The sequence below is a fragment of the Micromonospora cremea genome, from assembly GCF_900143515.1.
In the GTDB taxonomy this organism is placed as follows: domain Bacteria; phylum Actinomycetota; class Actinomycetes; order Mycobacteriales; family Micromonosporaceae; genus Micromonospora; species Micromonospora cremea.
The window spans coordinates 3373798-3390313 of the sequence record NZ_FSQT01000002.1; the positions used below are offsets into that span (position 1 = coordinate 3373798).

Below are 16516 nucleotides of genomic sequence, written 5' to 3' on the forward strand. Positions count from 1 at the left end.
ATCGAAATCTGTCCGCGTCCGCACCGTCACGCAGCGAAGTTGAGTAATCTCGGGATTATCGGTGAGTATTTGACGTGTTCCGCCCGGGCACCGGGCCGCCCGTAGTCTTCCGGCATCCGGGTACCGTCACCGGAGTTTCCACGCGACCGGACGCCCGGTCGCCCGTAATGGGAGGCCACCCGATGAAGCAGGGCCCTCTCCCCTCGGTCGATTCGCCGGGCGACATGGCCGGCCCAGCTGACCTGCCGCGCTGCGGCCCGCTACCCACCCGGATCGGGGTGATCGGCCCCGCTCCGGAGGAGCCGCTCGGCGTGGTCGCCGTCGGCCCCGCCGGTGCCGAGCGTCGCGGGGTGCTCGCCACCCTGCTCGGGCTCGACCCGGTCATGCTCACCGTGCCGGCGGGCAGCTGGCTGGTGGTTCGACACGCCAAGGCGCCCACCCGGGCGGCGTACGTGCCGGGCTATCGCCAACCGCACTCCTACGGCGCGGACCGGGACGCCGCCGGCCCGGCGCTGGCCCGCCCGCCCCGGCGGGTTGAGCTGAGCGTGCCCGAGCCTTTGCTGCGGCACTTCACCCTGGTCGACACGCCGGACACCGGCGCGCTCGGCGTCGCCGGCGGCCGGGTGGTGCTCGACGCGGTCGGCCGGGCCGGCGCGCTGCTCTTCGTGATCGCGGCCGATCAGGCGTTCACCGCCGCGGAGCTGAACCTGCTCGCCGAGGTGGCCCCGGCCCCGGTGAAGGTCGTCTTCGCGGTCACCCCCGGCGCGGCGGGCTGGGCCCCGCTGCCCGATGGCGCGGCGACGACGGAGGACGCGGGGGCGTCCGTCCCGCCGGCACACGCCGTGCCGGGGAAGGTGGACCCGGTCGCGGTGACTGTGGCGGCGCACCGGGCGGCGCTGCTGGCGGCCGTGCCCTCGCTGGCCGGAGCGCGGTGGTTCCCGGTCGACGACGCCGAGTCCGCCGCCGACCTGCGCCGGGCGCTGGTGGGTTGGGCGGCGCACGAGGGGTTGCAGCGGGCCAGTGCCGATCCGCCGGTGCTGCCGGGCCAGCACGACCGGGTGTCCGTGGTGTCCGACCCGGGGGACTGGTCCGAGCAGCTCGACCGGCAGACCCGCTCCTGTGCTCAGCGGATCCGCCAGCACCTCGCGCTGGAGTTGGCGAACGCCCACCTGCGGGTGGTGCAGGAGATCGTCTTCGGGGTCGGCTGCGCCGGCCTGCCGGAGTTGCTGGACCGGGAGATGGCGGCGTTGTCGCTGTTGGCCACCGCGCAGTGCGACCACGCGGTGCGGGGCGTCGTGGCGGACGCCGCGGCCCGGGTGCTCGGGGCGCCACCGGCCGAGGGCGTGCGCCGCCGGATCGCCACCGCCGTGCAGTACGGCCTGGCCGATCACCGGCCCGGCCGCGACCTGGACCGGGTGCTGCTGATCACCAGCACGGCCGGGGTGGCCTCGCTGACCGGTCCGGAGGCGATCGACGCGCTCGACGGCTACCCGAGGGCGTTCCGCGACGAGGTGCTTCCGCCGGTCGCGGTGGCGCTCTCCGGCGGATGTTGGCAGCAGTGGCGTACACCCGGCAATGACGACCACAACGCCGCCCGGGCCTGGTCCCAGCGGGCGTTGCGGGAGGTTGAGCTGGGGCTGTCCCGGGAGATCTCCCGACGCTTCGAGGTGATCCGCCTCTCGCTGGGCGCGGTGCTCTCCGATGCAGTCGATCACGGCATCCTGCTCGCCTGACGGCGTGGCTGCGCCCTGCTCCGGCCCCGTGCGGCACCTCGCGTCCGCCGGCCTCGGGGGCGAGGCCGGGGACGCCGGGTTGGGTGATCCTCGCCGGGCCGGCGTTCCGGTTCCTCGGTTCCGGGAAACCGGTGGCACGATGGGGGGCATGGCGGCTCCGCAGGTTGCACCGGTCGAGACGCCGGACACTCACGAGGTGCCGGCGTCCGAGCGGCAGTGGGTGACGATCGTGTGGGACGACCCGGTCAACCTGATGACGTACGTGACGTGGGTCTTCCAGAAGCTTTTCGGCTACAGCCGGGAGAGGGCCGAGCAGCTCATGCTGGACGTGCACCACAAGGGCCGCGCCGTGGTCTCCACCGGTGCCCGGGAGCGGATGGAGCACGACGCGTCGCAGCTGCACGCGTACGGGCTGTGGGCGACGGTGGATCGCTCGTGAGCGCGAGGAGTGGGCCGGTTTTGCGAGCCGCGCAGGCGCGAACAGGGTGGGCATCGTGAGCATGTTCCGTCGCCAGGCCGGCCGCTACGTCGCCACCTTCGCCGTCGATGAGGTGCGCGTGCTGCGCAAGGTCGCCTCCGAGGTGGTCGGTCTGCTCACCGACGGCTTCGACCACACCGACCCGGTCGTCGGCCGGCTCTTCCCGGCGGTCTACCCCGAGGACGCGGCCGGCTCCGCCGAGTTCCGCCGCTACACCGAGGGTGACCTGAAGACCGCGAAGATCGATCAGGCGGGGGCCATCCTGGCTGCTCTGCCCGACGAGGCGGGCGGCGAGGTGCGGCTGGACGCCGAGGCGGCCGAGGCGTGGCTGCGGGCGCTGAACGACGCCCGGCTGGCGATGGGCGTCCGGCTGGAGATCAAGGACGGCACGGACCTGGGTGAGGAGCTGGACGACGCGGTCGCCGAGGACCCGGCCTCCAGCCGGGTGTTCCAGCTGTCGGTCTACGCGTACCTCGGATATCTACAGGAGTCGCTGCTCAACGCCTTGATCGATTAGGCGTGACCGGCACCACTTCAGGCCGGTACCCGGCAGGCGTTAGGCTGGTGGACGTGCTGAGCATCGACCGGTCGATCATCGACGCGATCGTCGCCCACGCGCGCCGGGACCACCCAGACGAGGCGTGCGGCGTGGTCGCCGGTCCCGTCGGCAGCCACACCCCGACCCGGCACATCCCGATGGACAACGCCGCGCGGTCGATGACGTTCTACGAGTTCGACTCGATGGAGCAGCTGCGGGTGTGGCGGGAGATGGACGACCGGGACGAGGAGCCCGTGGTCATCTACCACTCGCACACCGCCACCGAGGCGTACCCGTCGCGGACGGACATCTCCTTCGCCGGTGAGCCCGGCGCGCACTACCTGCTCGTCTCGACCCGCGAGCCCGACTCCGAGGAGATCCGGTCGTTCCGGATCGTCGACGGCGTGGTGACCGAGGAGCCGGTTCGGATCGTGGAGGCCGGGGTCGACCCGCACGCCGTCCAGTCCTACATGTTCGGGCAGAGCCCGGCGACGGTCGACTACGAGTGTTCCGGCCGCTGACCCGTCAGCGTCCGCACCCGTTTCCGTCCCGTCACCCTGGCACACCCGAATGAGGAGCACGACATCATGGCCATCGAGGTTCGCATCCCCACCATCCTGCGCAGCTACACCGGCGGCGCCAAGGTCGTCGAAGGTTCCGGCGACACCCTGAGCGACCTGCTCGCCGACCTGGACTCCCGGCACGCCGGGCTGCGGGGCCGGCTGGTCACCGAGGCCGGCGCGCTGCACCGATTCGTCAACGTCTACGTCAACGACGAGGACGTCCGCTTCCTCGGCGCGCTGGACGCCAAGCTCTCCGACGGCGACAGCATCACCATCCTGCCGGCCGTGGCCGGCGGCGCGTTCGGCTTCGCCGCGGCAGCGGCGATCAGCCAGCACAGTGCCGCTTCGGTCCGCGCGACGGCGGTAGCGCGCGACAGCCGTCGCGGTGCCGTCGCCGCCCGCTGAGGGCGGCCGTCATGGCGCGGTACGACAGCCTGCTCGACGCCTGCGGGGGCACGCCGCTGGTCGGCCTGCCCCGGCTCTCCCCGACGGTGCCCGAGGGCGCCCCGCCAGTGCGGCTCTGGGCCAAGCTGGAGGACCGGAACCCGACCGGCAGCATCAAGGACCGGGCGGCGCTGTTCATGGTCCGCGCGGCGGAGGAGGCCGGCCGGCTCCGGACGGGTGACACCATCCTGGAGCCGACCAGTGGCAACACCGGCATCTCGCTGGCCATGGTGGCGAAGCTGCGCGGCTACCGGCTGGTCTGCGTGATGCCCGAGAACGTCTCCACCGAGCGGATCCAGCTGCTCCGGATGTACGGCGCCGAGATCATCTTCTCGCCGGCGGCGGGTGGCTCCAATCAGGCCGTCGCCACCGCCAAGCAGATCGCCGTCGAGCACCCCGACTGGGTGATGCTCTACCAGTACGGCAACGAGGCCAACGCCCGGGCGCACTACGAGACGACCGGGCCGGAGCTGCTGCACGACCTGCCCACCATCACGCACTTCGTGGCCGGGCTGGGCACCACCGGCACCCTGATGGGCACTGGGCGCTACCTGCGGGAGAAGGCCGACGGCATCCAGGTGGTGGCCGCCGAGCCGCGCTACGGCGAGGTGGTCTACGGCCTGCGCAACATCGACGAGGGGTACGTGCCGGAGCTGTACGACGCCTCGGTGCTCTCCCGGCGCTTCTCGGTCGGCACGCGGGACGCGGTGCTGCGCACCCGGCAGCTCGTCGACGTGGAGGGCATCTTCGCCGGCCTCTCCACCGGCGCCATCCTGCACGCCGCCCTCGCCGTGGCGCACGAGGCGGTCCGCGACGGCCGCCGCGCCGACGTGGCCTTCGTGGTGTGCGACGGCGGCTGGAAGTACCTGTCCACCGGCGTGTACGGCGGCACACTGACCGACGCCGAGGACGCCCTGGAGGGCCAGCTCTGGGCCTGACCAGACATGGTCTGCGCGTACGGGCCGTCGATGCGCACGTCGACGGCCCGTACGCTGCCCGCGGCGCCGTGAGCGGGTGTCACGTTCGTGACAAGTTCCATTGGATGATTCTTGCTGCCGCTTACCCCGGCGTAGGCTGCGCAGCGTGGCGTACGCGTCGGTAGAGATCATGGCCGAGACGACGGCCGGCGCTGATGCTACTGACAGTGACAGCGAGACGACCCGATGCGACTGACGGTCCTGGGTTGCGCTGGCAGCTTTCCCGGCCCCGAGTCGCCGTGTTCGGCCTACCTCGTCGAGGCCGACGGGTTCCGGCTCCTGGTCGACTTCGGCTCGGGTTCGCTGTCCAGCCTCCAGCGGTACGCGGGGCTGCACGCGCCGGACGCGATCCTCCTGACCCACCTGCACTGTGACCACATCCTCGACGCCGTGTCGTACGTGGTGGTCCGCCGGTACGCCCCGGACGGCCCCTACCCGGCGCTGCCGGTGTACGCGCCCTCCGGCGCCCCGGACCGGCTCAGCGCCGCCTACGGCGACGACGGCACCGTGGAGGACGTCTACCAGTTCTACGCACTCCAACCGGGCACCTTCCCGATCGGCCCGTTCACGGTCACCGTCGACCGGGTCAACCACCCCGTCGAGACGTACGGCGTGCGGCTGGAGCACGGCGGCCGGTCGCTCTGCTACTCCTCGGACACCGCGCCCTGCGACGCGCTGCTGCGGCTGGCCCAGAACGCCGACGTCTTCCTCTGTGAGGCCAGCTACCTGGACGGCGTGGACAACCCACCGGACCTGCACCTCACCGGCCGGGAGGCCGGTGAGGCGGCGACCAAGGCCGTGGTGGGCCGGTTGCTGCTCACCCACCTGGTGGCCGCCTGGGGCAGCGAGGCGCACACGCTGGAGTCGGCCGCCGCCGCGTACACCGGACCGCTCGAGGTGGTCCGGGCCGGCGCCAGCTACGACGTCTGACCCACCTCCTCCCGGTCGACCGGGACGGTCAGGGGTTGGCCGGCCGGCGTCCTCCGGTGCACGACGCGGAATCCGCTCGGGGCACCCCGGGGCGGGTGCGGCACCGCACCGCATAGGGTGCAGGCATGGCGCGACCTGACGGGCGAGGGCCCAATCAACTTCGACCGGTGACCCTGACCCGAGGCTGGAGCACCCATCCGGAGGGCTCGGTGCTCGTCGAGTTCGGCGGCACCCGGGTGCTCTGCACGGCAAGCGTCACCGAGGGGGTGCCCCGCTGGCGCAAGGGCTCCGGGCTCGGCTGGGTGACCGCCGAGTACGCGATGCTGCCCCGGGCCACCAACACCCGCTCGGACCGGGAGAGCGTCAAGGGTCGGGTCGGTGGCCGGACCCACGAGATCTCCCGGCTGATCGGCCGCAGCCTGCGCGCCTGCATCGACCTGAAGGCGCTCGGCGAGAACTCCGTGGTGCTCGACTGCGACGTGCTCCAGGCCGACGGCGGCACCCGGACCGCCGCGATCACCGGCGCGTACGTGGCGCTGCACGACGCGGTGGGCTGGCTGGCCGCCCGCAAGGCGTTGGCCGGGAAGCCGGAGAACGTGATGCACCGTTCGGTGGCCGCGGTCAGCGTGGGGATCATCGCCGGTGAGGCGCGGCTCGACCTCTGCTACGAGGAGGACGTGGCCGCCGAGGTGGACATGAACGTGGTCTGCACGGGTGCTGGCGACTTCGTCGAGGTGCAGGGCACCGGTGAGGCGGGCGTGTTCGCCCGGGATCAGCTCGACACTCTGCTCGACCTGGCCGTCGCCGGCTGCGCGGAGCTGGCCGAAGCCCAGCGGAAGGCACTGTCATGAACAAGGTCCTGCTCGCCACACGCAACCGTAAGAAGCTGGTCGAACTTCAGCGGATCCTGGACGGCGCGCTCGGCGCGCACCGGATCGCCCTGCTGGGGCTGGACGACGTCGAGCAGTACCCGGAACTGCCGGAGACCGGCCTGACCTTCGGCGAGAACGCGTTGATCAAGGCACGGGAGGGGTGCCGGCGTACCGGCTTGCCGACCATCGCCGACGACTCCGGGCTCGCGGTGGACGCGCTCAACGGGATGCCAGGGGTGTTCAGCGCCCGATGGTCCGGGCAGCACGGCGACGACCGGGCCAACTTCCAGCTGGTGCTGGACCAGATCGCTGACGTGCCCGACGAGCAACGGGCCGCCTCGTTCGTCTGCACGGTGGCGCTGGTGCTGCCCGAAGGCAAGGAGCACCTGGTCGACGGCCGGCAGTCGGGGCAGGTACTGCGGGCCCCGCGCGGCGACGGTGGGTTCGGCTACGACCCGATCTTCCTGGGTGACGGGCAGGACCGCACCAACGCCGAGCTGACCCCGGCGGAGAAGGACGCGGTCAGCCATCGCGGCAAGGCCCTGCGTGAGATGGCCAAGCTGATCGCCAAGGTGCTGCCGCCCACCGCCGCCTGAGACCAGGGCAGTCCGGTCGGCACCCATGGGTAGCCAGGCGATCGGACGATGGCATGTACTGAGTCCGGGAGTCCGGGCATCCGGATCGGCAGGTTGTCGGGGAGACGGGATGGCGTGGGCCGGTAGGCGCGGCGTGATGGCGGCACTGATGGGTCTTGCCCTGCTGGCCGCCAGCGGTGGTCTCCTGGCCTTCTCGACCAAGACGCCGGAGGGTGAGGCGGCTGGCGCGTGGGTGGTGGAGCCCATCCCGCCGGCGCCACCGCTGACCGAGTCGCGCGATGCGGACAGCGGTTTCGCCCACCCTGGCGTGCTGGTGCGCAGCGAGCAGTTGAACTTTGTGAGCCGCAAGGTCAGGGCTGGTGAGGAGCCCTGGCGTTCGGCGTGGCTCGCCATGCAGCGCAGCCAGTACGCCGAGCTGTCCTGGCGCCCCCGACCGGTGTCCACCGTGGACTGCGGTTTCTACTCGCAGCCGGACAGCGGGTGCACCGCGGAGGCCGAGGACGCGGTCGCCGCGTACACCCAGGCATTGATGTGGTGCTTCACGCGTGACCGCAGGTACGCGGAGAAGGCCATCGGCATCCTGGACGCGTGGTCGGGCGTTCTCAAGGAGCACACCAATGCCAACGCGCCGCTGCAGGCGGGCTGGGCCGGGGCGACGTTCGCGCGAGCCGCGGAACTGATCAAGCACACCTACACCGGCTGGCATCCTGATCGGTTGGCCCGTACGGAGCGGATGTTCCGCACCGTCTATCTACCGACGGTGCTCGCCGGCACGAACGGCTCCAGGGCGGGGAACTGGGAGCTGATCATGCTCGACGCGGCGGTGGGCATCTCGGTCTTCCTCGACGATCGCGCCTCGTTCCTCAAGGCCATCGAGCAGTGGCGGTTGCGGCTGCGGGCGTACGTCTATCTGAGTGGCGACGGCCCCCAGCCGTACGCGCCACCCGGCGATGTCCTCACGAAGTCGCAGCTCGTCGAGTACTGGGGTGGGCAGAACCCGCTCGTGGACGGGCTCGCTCAGGAGACCTGCCGCGACTTTCTGCACACCGGCTGGGGCCTCGCAGCGGCGGCGCACGTCGCCGAGACCGCGTGGATCCAGGGGCGGGATCTCTACGCCGAGGCGCGCGAGCGGCTCACCCGTGCGCTGGAGTTCCACACCGGCTTCGAGCTGGGTAAGCCGGTGCCGCCGTGGCTGTGCGGCGGTCGGCTCGTCACCGGGTTGGCGCCGTCACCCGAGATCGCCTTCAACCACTACGCCACGAGGATGGGGCTCGACCTGCCGAACACCAGGCGGGTGGTGGAGGCCGATCGGCCCGCGGGGCCGGCCGCCTACTTCTTCGCCTGGGAGACGCTGACGCACGCCGGAAACCCGAACTGACCGCACGGCGGCTCTCCCGCCACCGCGACCAGCTCGGACCGCCGGACCCTCTCGACGAGCCTGACCTGCGCCCAATGGCCGGACGCACCCCGTGGCCGGTCGCAACCAGCGGCGTCTAGGCTACGCAGCTGCGAGCCACATCCCGCTCGGCGGCCGCCGTGCCGGCCAAGCCCGATCCAAAGGACCAGGACGTATGGTCGAGTTGGCCCCCCTCGCCAGTTCGCCGGAGGTGACCGCCGCGGGTGAGACACGCGCGGAAGCACGCCGTCCAGCTGCCCTGACGGATCGATTCGCGCGCTGGTCGGTGCCGGTCTTACCTGCCCTTGCCGCGTTCCTCATCGCGCTCTACGGCCTCGAACGCCGCCAGCTCTGGCGCGACGAGATCGCCACGTGGGCGGCGTCGACGAAGTCCATGGAGGCGCTGCGGGGCCTGGTGGAGGTGACCGACGCGGTCATCGCTCCCTACTACCTCCTGATGCATGGCTGGATCGCCGTGTTCGGCGAATCGGAGGCGTCCCTGCGGATGCCGTCCATCATCGCGGTGGCGCTCGCCGCCGCGCTGACCGCGGTCGTCGGCCGGAAGCTGTTCGACCCGATGACCGGCCTGTTCGCCGGTCTGCTCGTCGCCGTGCTGCCGACCGTCTCCCGGTACGCCCAGGAGGCGCGCCCCTACGCTCTCGCCACCGCCGCGGTGGCGTTGGCGACCCTGCTGGTGCTGCGCGCGGCGGAGCGGCCGACGTGGCTGCGGTGGCTCGCGTACGCCGTGGTGGTGGCCGTGGCCGGGTTGCTGCACATGGTCGCTCTGCTGCTGTTGCCGGCCCACATGGTGTACGTGCTGAGCCTTCGTCGCAAGAAGGTGATCCTGCGCTGGTTCCTGGCGGCGGTCGCGGCTGTCATCCCCGTCGTTCCCCTCGCCTGGATCGGGTCCGAGCAGGCCAAGCAGGTGTCGTGGATTCCAGAGGCCACCTGGGACAGCACCAACAACGAGATCGTGCGGGTGACGGGCAGTGTCTCGGTCAGCGCGCTGATCATCGGGCTGGCCGTCCTCGGCGCCGTGACGCTGGGACGTCGTGGCGCTCTGCTCGGCACGTGGGCGGTCGCGCCGTTCTACGTACTGCTGCTCATCTCACCGGTGGCGGCGCTGCTCATCCACCGGTACGTGCTGTTCACCCTGCCGGCGTGGTGCCTGCTGGCCGTCGCGACCGTGACCCGGAACGTCCAACCGGCAGCCGGTACGGCGACCTCGTCGTCGTGGAGGCGGGTCGTCCTGCCCGCGATGCTGGTCGTGCTCTGTGCCGCCTTCGCGCTGCCGATGCACGCGACGAACCGCGGCATCGTCGTGCCAGGCGAACCTGACCTGCGGGGCGCGGTCGCGGTCCTCGCGGCGGAGGCCAGCGCTGGCGACGCGGTCGGAATCCATGCCGGGTACGCCAGTCGACTGCAGGACGGTGTGAACTACTACCTCCGCCGGGCCGACGGGCCGGGGCTGAACGTGGTCTTCACAGCCTGGCCCGGCGGTGTCCCAACGTATGGGCGGACCTGCCGGAACGGCGAATGCCTCCGCTCGGCCGAGCGGCTGTGGCTGGTCGGCGCGCCGACCGACGCCGATCAGCGCGCCGGCATGAATCCGTCGCTGAAACAGCAGCTGGCCGGGTTCGAGCAGGTCCGAGTGGTCCGGCTCACCGGGGTCACCGTGTCGCTGTGGCAGACCACGGAACGGGCCTGAGCAGGGCATTCAGGCGCACCGTGACCGGTGTCCACTGTGTCCGGCGGTCGCTCGTCCGGAGCTGACCCACCCCGCCGGTGCACCGAGGTGCCCGGATGGAGGAGAGGCGTCATGGCCGTATACCCTCGCCGTCGCCGCTAGTGCATGGCGGTGTGGCGGGCACGCGCGCCACCTTTACCCCTACCGCCGCGGTGAGGCACAGTGAGCGACTCGAAGCAGACGTCTCGTGGGCTGCTACGGCCGGAGATCCAAGCGCTGCGGGCGCTTGCTGTGCTCCTGGTGCTGCTGTTCCATTTCTGGCCGCACCGGATCCCGGGCGGATACGTCGGCGTCGACGTCTTCTTCGTGATCAGCGGCTTCCTCATCACCGCGCACCTCGTGCGGGAGGTGCAGCAGTCCGGCTCGGTCCGCCTCCGGGCCTTCTGGGCCCGCCGGATCCGGCGCCTGTTGCCAGCTTCGCTGCTCGTCCTCGTGGCCACCGCGGTGGCCGTCTTCATCTGGGTGCCGCAGCTCTACTGGCCGCAGATACTCCGGGAGATCGCGGCGGCGACCATCTACGTCGAGAACTGGCAACTGGCGCACGACGCCGTGGACTACCTCGCCGCGGAGAACGTCCGGTCGCCGGTGCAGCACTACTGGTCGCTCTCGGCGGAGGAGCAGTTCTACCTGGTCTGGCCCCTGTTGATCGTGCTCGCGGTGGTGATCGCCGGCCGGCTCCAGCGGACGAACCCGATGGGCGCGGTCCGGGTCACGCTCGCCCTGGTCGTCGCGGCCTCCTTCGCCTACTCCGTCTACGAGACGTCCGCGAACAGCGCCGCCGCCTACTTCGTCACGCCCACCCGGGCGTGGGAGTTCGGGGCCGGCGCGATGCTCGCGACCCTGCCGGGGCTCGGCCGCTCGGCCGGGGAACGTACCCGGGCGGCGGTCTCCTGGCTGGGACTGCTCCTGATCGGCGTGGCCGCCTTCGTTCTCCATTCCGGGACCCCCTTCCCGGGCTACGCCGCGGCGCTGCCGGTCCTCGGCACGCTCGCCGCCATCTGGGCCGGCGCGCCCGGCCCGCGCTGGTCTCCGCTCGGGCCGATGGCCTGGGCGCCGGTGCAGAAGTTCGGCGACTGGTCGTACTCCGTCTACCTCTGGCACTGGCCGCCCATCGTGATCTTCCAGTTGGCGACCGGCGACAGGATGACCTGGCCGGTGAAGCTCCTCGTCATCGCCGGCGTGGTGGCGTTGGCGGCGCTGACCAAGCGCCTCGTCGAGGACCCGGTGCGGTTCGGCGTGTTCACCGGTGGGCGCCGGTTGTGGCCGCAGTACGCGGCCGCGGCGATGTCGATGGCACTGGTCCTGTCCGTCGTCGTCGCCGGAAACCGACTGCTCGAACAGAGCAGCCAGGCGAACACCTCGCGCCTTGAGCAGTTGTTGGCGGCGGGTACGCCGTGCCTCGGGGCCGGTGCCAGGGTCGAGCCGCAACGCTGCGAAGACAGTGCCCTCGGCCGCGAGTTGTTTCCCGAGATGTCGATGCTCACCAAGGACACGGGCTCCGCGTACCGGTGCTACGACCAGGAACCGGGCTCCACGCTCACGCCGTGTCATATCGGGTCGCAGCGGTCCGACGCGACCCGGGTCGCACTCGTCGGAGATTCGCACGCGGCGATGCTCATCCCGGCGATCGAGGGTCAGCTCGACGCTCGGAACTGGGCGGTCGACACCTACGTCGCCCGTGGGTGCATCTGGGCGAAGGTGGACGCCGCGGACCAGTCCGACCGGTGCTACGCGCGACGGCACGCGATGATGCAGCGACTTGGCGACGGCCCGAAGTACGACCTCGTCATCCTGAGTGGGAGGCGCAGCGCGAGCGGCGACCCCCGGGCGGCCGCCGGCCAGATCCGCAGGTACGTCGAGGCGTGGCGTCCGGTGCTGGAGCGGGGAACCAGGATCGTCGTGGTGGTGGACAACCCAGGGCTCGGCACGGCTGACCTCGGCTGTCTCGTCGACGACGCGGCGAACGGCGGGGATCCGACGCGGTGCGCCGTCGACCGGCAGGCCGCGCTCGGCACCCGGGACGCCCTCGAGGAGGCGGCGAAGCGGACCGACGGCAAGGTGCAGATGGTCGACCTCACCGACCTGTTCTGCACCGAGACCCGCTGTCCGCTGGTGATCGGCAACGTCATCGTCTACCGCGACGCGCACCACATAACGGCGACCTACGCGCGCACCCTGGGATCCCACCTCGTCGAGCGCGTCGCGGCGCGCCTCGGGCTGTAACGCCGAGCCGGCGACCCGCAGACGTGAAAGCTCACCGCGGAATGCCCCGAACAGTCCATTGCGGTCACCCCCGGCTCGTTGCTCCGGCGCCGTCGCGAAAAGTGGGCGAAAGAGGGAAATTCGCCCCACTGCCGGGGCGGTCGTCGGTCGATTCGCCGTCGACCCAGGCAACCTCTATCGGATATGACGCTCGCGTATAGTGCCCCGAGGGATAGCGCTGAGAGGATCATGAAATGGACATAATGCCGCGAAAGGCGGCGGCTGCCCCGACTGTGGGCAGTGGTCGGCCACTCGGGCGTTATCCGTGGGCCGCCGCCCAGATCATGGCCGTACTCGCCCTGGTAATGATCGGCGTGAAATCATTCTTCGACATCTTCGGCGAAAAGGTCGCGGCCGACACCGTGGACGCCGGCATGGTGGCGACGGTGATTGGCGCCCTCTTCATGGTGGGCTCTTTTGTCGCCGCCGTCGTCGCGGCGAGGCGTTTCCCGACGGATCTGGCACCGGCAATCATCGCGCTGCTGGTCCTCGGCCTGTTCTCTGTCATCGGCATGCTGGCGATATCCACGCGGGAGGACTTCCTCCACATCTTCACCACGGCCAACGTGCGCGCCATCTTCGGGCCCCACGTCGCGCCGAAGAGCGGGGTGATCACGCAGGGCGCCCAGCTCGCGGTCGGGTTCGCTCCGATCGCGTTGTTGGCGGTCATGTTCCTCAAGCCGGACTGGTTCTCCGTCGAACGGCTGCGTTGGGTGCTGCTGCTCGTGGTCCTCGGCGCCGTCGCGCACTCCGTGATCGCCTGGCTGCAGGTCGCCGGCGTCGTCCCGTACACCTACTTCTTCAACCTCATGAGCGGCAAGGTCGGGCGGGCATCGGGGGGCTACTTCCATCCGGCGTCCCTCGGTCGGCTCCTGATTTTCGCGGTCTTCATCCTCTACGCGGCCGGTAACCGGCTACGACTCAGCCCGGTGGCCCGTTACGCCGTCGTCGCATTCCTGGCCGCCACCGCGGTCGTCAGCACACACCGGATAACCATCCTCTGTGTGGCGTTGGTGATCGTCGCGTTCGAGCTGCGCCGGCTCCCCGAGCTCCTCCGGCAGATTTCCGACCTGCCGTTCCGCACCGCCGTCTGGGGGGCGGGCGTCCTCGTCGTCCTGGTGGTCCTGGCGGCGATCCGGTGGGGTGCCCATCTGCTGGACCGTGCGCTCTTTCTCGTCACGCAGATCGGTTCGCTCAACCCGACGAACGACGAGTTCCTGCACGGTCGCGGGCAGATCTGGTTCCGCGTGGCCGAGGTGTGGCAGGACGCGTCCTGGGATATCTGGCTCGTCGGGCTCGGCTACGAGCCGTGGAACACCCATGCCGATCCGTTGCGGGTCTTCGTGGTGTGGGGATTGCTGGGTCTCATCCTCATGGCCATTATCTTTGTCAATTTGTGGCGGGTGACGAAGCGGGCCATCGCGGTCGAGGCGAGGTGGATGCTGACCATCCTCTACGCCCTCACGATCGTTTCCGCCCTGACGCAGAAGCCGACCTCCTATTCGTACTTCATGTGGATGTTCTTCCTGTCCCTCATCCTTCTCGTCAGGTTCTTTCCCCTTTCGAGCGCGCCGGTCCTCGCGCCGACCGATGCTGGTGGTGATCACAAATGAGCGCCCCCCTGTTCATTTCGTGGAAGCGTTATCAGCGTCGATCCGACGTGCTGGCCGAGGCGTTGGGCGCCGAGGTGGCGTGGCGCCCGTCCAAGTCGACGCCGAAGATCCTCCGTCCCTTCGACTACGTCGCCCACACGTGGAACGATCTCAAACTGCTCCGCTCGCGCCGGCCATCGTTCGTGGTCGCGCAGGCACAGCCCCACCTGTCCGCGCTGGCGCCCTACCTCAGCCGGGTTCCGTACATCGTCGACGCGCACAACGGGCAGTTCCAGTCGTGGTGGGGCAGGGTTCCCAGCACCGCGTCGATCCTGCGTGGGGCGCAACTGGTCCTGACCCACACCGACGAGGCCGACGCGATCGCCCGGGCGGAGTTCCCGGGCCTGCGCACGCTCGTCGTGCACGATCCACTTCGGGAGATCCCGCCGGCGGCACCACGTGGCTGGGTGTTCGTCGTGGCCACCGTCGCCCCGGACGAGCCGATGGACGTCCTCATCGACGCGATCGAGGCCATGCCCGACGTCACCTTCGCGACCACCGCGCCACTGCACCGGTTGCCGCCGCCGCTTCGTGAGCGCGCGGAACGCCTGCCCAACTTCACCACCCTGGGCTTCCTCGACCTCCCCGACTACGAGGCGGCCGTCGCCGCCGCGCGCGCGGTCGTCGTGCTGACCGACCGGGACGCCACGCAGCCCAGTGGCGCGTGCGAGGCGCTGAGCGCGGGTCGGCCGCTGGTCCTGTCCCGCACCCGGACCACCGAGGCCCTGTTCGGGAGCTTCGCCACGCTCGTCGCGAACCAGAGCGATGCCCTGGTCGCCGGCCTCCGTAAGGCCATCGGCGAGGACCTGGCCGCGGCCGGGCGGATCGCGGCGGCCCGCGAGGCGTGGATGAGTCGTACCGAAGCCGAGCTGGAGATGTTGCGATTGCACGTGCCGACCAGAGCGACCGCGTGACGGTCGGACGATGACCGGAGTCGAGGTGCCGACCGACACGGCGACAGCCAGCCGGTCCGGCAGCGGCATGGCGCGCCGCCTCCGCCAGCTGGGCCTGCTAGGGATCAGTCAGGCCGGCGTCACGGTGATCGCGTTCCTCACCCAGGTGCTGCTCGCCCGTAGCCTGCCCAAGGCCGACTTCGGTGCCTTCATGTCGGTGATGTCCCTGGTCACGCTGGCCGGGCCACTGGCCATCTTCGGGGTCGCCGAGTTCTGGCTGCAACGGTTCGGACGCGAGGGGTCCCGGGCGTTCCGCTGGGTGCGGCCATCCATCGCGCTGGTCGCCGTCACGTCCGGCCTGCTGGTCGTCGCGCTCGTCGGTTGGGGGCTGCTCGACCGGCATGATGCCGGCACCGGCGACCTGCGGATCGGGCTCGCCCCGATCATCCTGTCGCTTGTCGCCATGGCGCTGTCCGGGTCGGCCCTCCAGTTGCAGGGCGCCTACGGGCGGCTCGCGGCGCTGCAACTGGCGCCGCAGGTCGGTCGACTCCTCGTGGCCGTTCTGACCCTGTCCTTCGGGCTGTCGGCACTCATGGTGGCGCTGGGCTACGCGCTCGTGGCCGCCGTCATGGTGGCCATGAGCGTCCTGATGATCGCGCCGTTCTGGTACGGGCGAGCCACGCTGGAGGGCCACCCGCCGGTGCCCCGTCGCCCGACGCGGCCGCCCCGGGCGCGCCACCTCGTCGCCGCCACCTGGCTGTTCCTGCTGGGCAGCCTGTTCTACCAGCTCGGCATGCAGCTCGGCGTCGTCGTCTCCGCCGAGTTTCTGAGCTCGGAGTCCGCCGCGGTGCTCGCCGTGCCGATGACGCTGTTGACCGCGATCTACCTTCTGCCGCGCATCGTCTACCAGCAGTACTTCCTGGCGAAGCTGCACCGGTGGTCCCGCTCCAACCGCAACGCGGTCCTCATCGCGTACCGCGCCGGCACGGTCGGGATGATCGGCCTCGGGTTGCTCCTCGGCGCGGTCGTCGCGCTGGTCGGCCGTTACGCCATTCCCCTGATCTTCGGCGCGGAGTACCGGACCTCCGTCCCGGTGATGGCCATCCTCGCGCTGGCGATCCCACTGCGCTTCGGCGCGGCCAGTGTCGAGTCGCTGCTGATGAGCGGCGGCCTGGTGCGGCAGAAGGTGCTGTATCAGGGGCTGGGATCGCTCGCCTACCTGGCCGCGCTGGCCACCGCCATCCCGCTGTTCGGTGTCGCTGGCGCCGCGTGGGCGACGGTGCTGTCCGAGGCGATCGTTCTCGTCCTGTTCTGGTCTCGAGCGAAGCGCGACGTCGTCGCGGGCGCCGACCTGCCCTCCTGGGCGGAGATCCGACGGACGGTCATCAGGAGCTGACCCCGTCACGACGGGTGACCCGGCAGGCCCCGACGCCGG

At 70.8% G+C, this 16516-nt stretch carries 15 protein-coding genes; all 15 read left to right on the forward strand.

Annotated elements, in window-relative coordinates; translation table 11 throughout:
- Positions 1–182: 182 nt before the first annotated feature.
- Positions 183–1733, forward strand: coding sequence for a hypothetical protein (locus tag BUS84_RS29300; RefSeq protein WP_074317406.1), 1551 nt, complete (start codon positions 183–185; stop codon positions 1731–1733).
- A 148-nt stretch (positions 1734–1881) separates the two neighbouring features.
- Positions 1882–2172 (forward strand): ATP-dependent Clp protease adapter ClpS, encoded by a 291-nt coding sequence (clpS, locus tag BUS84_RS29305; RefSeq protein ID WP_074319200.1) that lies wholly within the window; start codon positions 1882–1884, stop codon positions 2170–2172.
- A 61-nt stretch (positions 2173–2233) separates the two neighbouring features.
- Positions 2234–2728 (forward strand): DUF2017 domain-containing protein, encoded by a 495-nt coding sequence (locus tag BUS84_RS29310; protein ID WP_172899170.1) that lies wholly within the window; start codon positions 2234–2236, stop codon positions 2726–2728.
- 53 nt (positions 2729–2781) lie between these two features.
- The gene (locus BUS84_RS29315; RefSeq protein WP_074319202.1) at positions 2782–3270 is read left to right on the forward strand and encodes a M67 family metallopeptidase; all 489 of its coding nucleotides are present in this window, start codon (positions 2782–2784) and stop codon (positions 3268–3270) included.
- A 66-nt stretch (positions 3271–3336) separates the two neighbouring features.
- Positions 3337–3717 carry a MoaD/ThiS family protein gene (locus BUS84_RS29320; RefSeq protein ID WP_074317408.1) on the forward strand — a complete coding sequence of 127 codons (381 nt, stop codon included), beginning with the start codon at positions 3337–3339 and terminating at the stop codon, positions 3715–3717.
- Positions 3718–3728: 11 nt separating this feature from the next.
- Positions 3729–4694: a PLP-dependent cysteine synthase family protein gene (locus tag BUS84_RS29325; RefSeq protein WP_074317410.1), complete on the forward strand. Its 966-nt coding sequence runs from the start codon at positions 3729–3731 to the stop codon at positions 4692–4694.
- Positions 4695–4919: 225 nt separating this feature from the next.
- The gene (locus BUS84_RS29330) at positions 4920–5663 is read left to right on the forward strand and encodes an MBL fold metallo-hydrolase (RefSeq protein ID WP_074317413.1); all 744 of its coding nucleotides are present in this window, start codon (positions 4920–4922) and stop codon (positions 5661–5663) included.
- Between the two features lie 125 nt (positions 5664–5788).
- Complete coding sequence (rph, locus tag BUS84_RS29335) at positions 5789–6514, forward strand: ribonuclease PH (RefSeq protein ID WP_074317415.1); 726 nt, start codon at positions 5789–5791, stop codon at positions 6512–6514.
- The gene (gene rdgB, locus BUS84_RS29340; protein WP_074317417.1) at positions 6511–7131 is read left to right on the forward strand and encodes an RdgB/HAM1 family non-canonical purine NTP pyrophosphatase; all 621 of its coding nucleotides are present in this window, start codon (positions 6511–6513) and stop codon (positions 7129–7131) included. Before rph ends, rdgB begins: the two co-directional genes overlap by 4 nt.
- A 136-nt stretch (positions 7132–7267) precedes the next feature.
- Entirely contained in the window at positions 7268–8509 is a 1242-nt protein-coding gene (locus BUS84_RS29345; RefSeq protein WP_244298766.1) for an alginate lyase family protein, read from the forward strand.
- Between the two features lie 304 nt (positions 8510–8813).
- On the forward strand, positions 8814–10235 hold the full coding sequence (locus BUS84_RS29350) for a glycosyltransferase family 39 protein (RefSeq protein WP_074317420.1): 1422 nt from the start codon (positions 8814–8816) through the stop codon (positions 10233–10235).
- Between the two features lie 201 nt (positions 10236–10436).
- Complete coding sequence (locus BUS84_RS29355; protein ID WP_084757634.1) at positions 10437–12497, forward strand: acyltransferase family protein; 2061 nt, start codon at positions 10437–10439, stop codon at positions 12495–12497.
- Between the two features lie 233 nt (positions 12498–12730).
- Positions 12731–14149 carry a hypothetical protein gene (locus tag BUS84_RS29360; protein ID WP_143728559.1) on the forward strand — a complete coding sequence of 473 codons (1419 nt, stop codon included), beginning with the start codon at positions 12731–12733 and terminating at the stop codon, positions 14147–14149.
- Positions 14146–15102, forward strand: coding sequence for a glycosyltransferase (locus BUS84_RS29365; RefSeq protein ID WP_143728560.1), 957 nt, complete (start codon positions 14146–14148; stop codon positions 15100–15102). Before BUS84_RS29360 ends, BUS84_RS29365 begins: the two co-directional genes overlap by 4 nt.
- Positions 15103–15112: 10 nt before the next feature.
- The gene (locus tag BUS84_RS29370) at positions 15113–16477 is read left to right on the forward strand and encodes a lipopolysaccharide biosynthesis protein (RefSeq protein ID WP_074317426.1); all 1365 of its coding nucleotides are present in this window, start codon (positions 15113–15115) and stop codon (positions 16475–16477) included.
- The last annotated feature ends 39 nt before the right edge of the window (positions 16478–16516 follow it).

What these genes read in the sequence shown, in the direction of transcription:
- BUS84_RS29300 (WP_074317406.1), top strand. Translation starts at nt 183, where the DNA reads ATGAAGCAGGGCCCTCTCCCCTCGGTCGATTCGCCGGGCGACATGGCC.
- clpS (WP_074319200.1), top strand. Translation starts at nt 1,882, where the DNA reads ATGGCGGCTCCGCAGGTTGCACCGGTCGAGACGCCGGACACTCACGAG.
- BUS84_RS29310 (WP_172899170.1), top strand. Translation starts at nt 2,234, where the DNA reads ATGTTCCGTCGCCAGGCCGGCCGCTACGTCGCCACCTTCGCCGTCGAT.
- BUS84_RS29320 (WP_074317408.1), top strand. Translation starts at nt 3,337, where the DNA reads ATGGCCATCGAGGTTCGCATCCCCACCATCCTGCGCAGCTACACCGGC.
- BUS84_RS29325 (WP_074317410.1), top strand. Translation starts at nt 3,729, where the DNA reads ATGGCGCGGTACGACAGCCTGCTCGACGCCTGCGGGGGCACGCCGCTG.
- BUS84_RS29330 (WP_074317413.1), top strand. Translation starts at nt 4,920, where the DNA reads ATGCGACTGACGGTCCTGGGTTGCGCTGGCAGCTTTCCCGGCCCCGAG.
- rph (WP_074317415.1), top strand. Translation starts at nt 5,789, where the DNA reads ATGGCGCGACCTGACGGGCGAGGGCCCAATCAACTTCGACCGGTGACC.
- rdgB (WP_074317417.1), top strand. Translation starts at nt 6,511, where the DNA reads ATGAACAAGGTCCTGCTCGCCACACGCAACCGTAAGAAGCTGGTCGAA.
- BUS84_RS29345 (WP_244298766.1), top strand. Translation starts at nt 7,268, where the DNA reads ATGGCGGCACTGATGGGTCTTGCCCTGCTGGCCGCCAGCGGTGGTCTC.
- BUS84_RS29360 (WP_143728559.1), top strand. Translation starts at nt 12,731, where the DNA reads ATGGACATAATGCCGCGAAAGGCGGCGGCTGCCCCGACTGTGGGCAGT.
- BUS84_RS29365 (WP_143728560.1), top strand. Translation starts at nt 14,146, where the DNA reads ATGAGCGCCCCCCTGTTCATTTCGTGGAAGCGTTATCAGCGTCGATCC.
- BUS84_RS29370 (WP_074317426.1), top strand. Translation starts at nt 15,113, where the DNA reads ATGACCGGAGTCGAGGTGCCGACCGACACGGCGACAGCCAGCCGGTCC.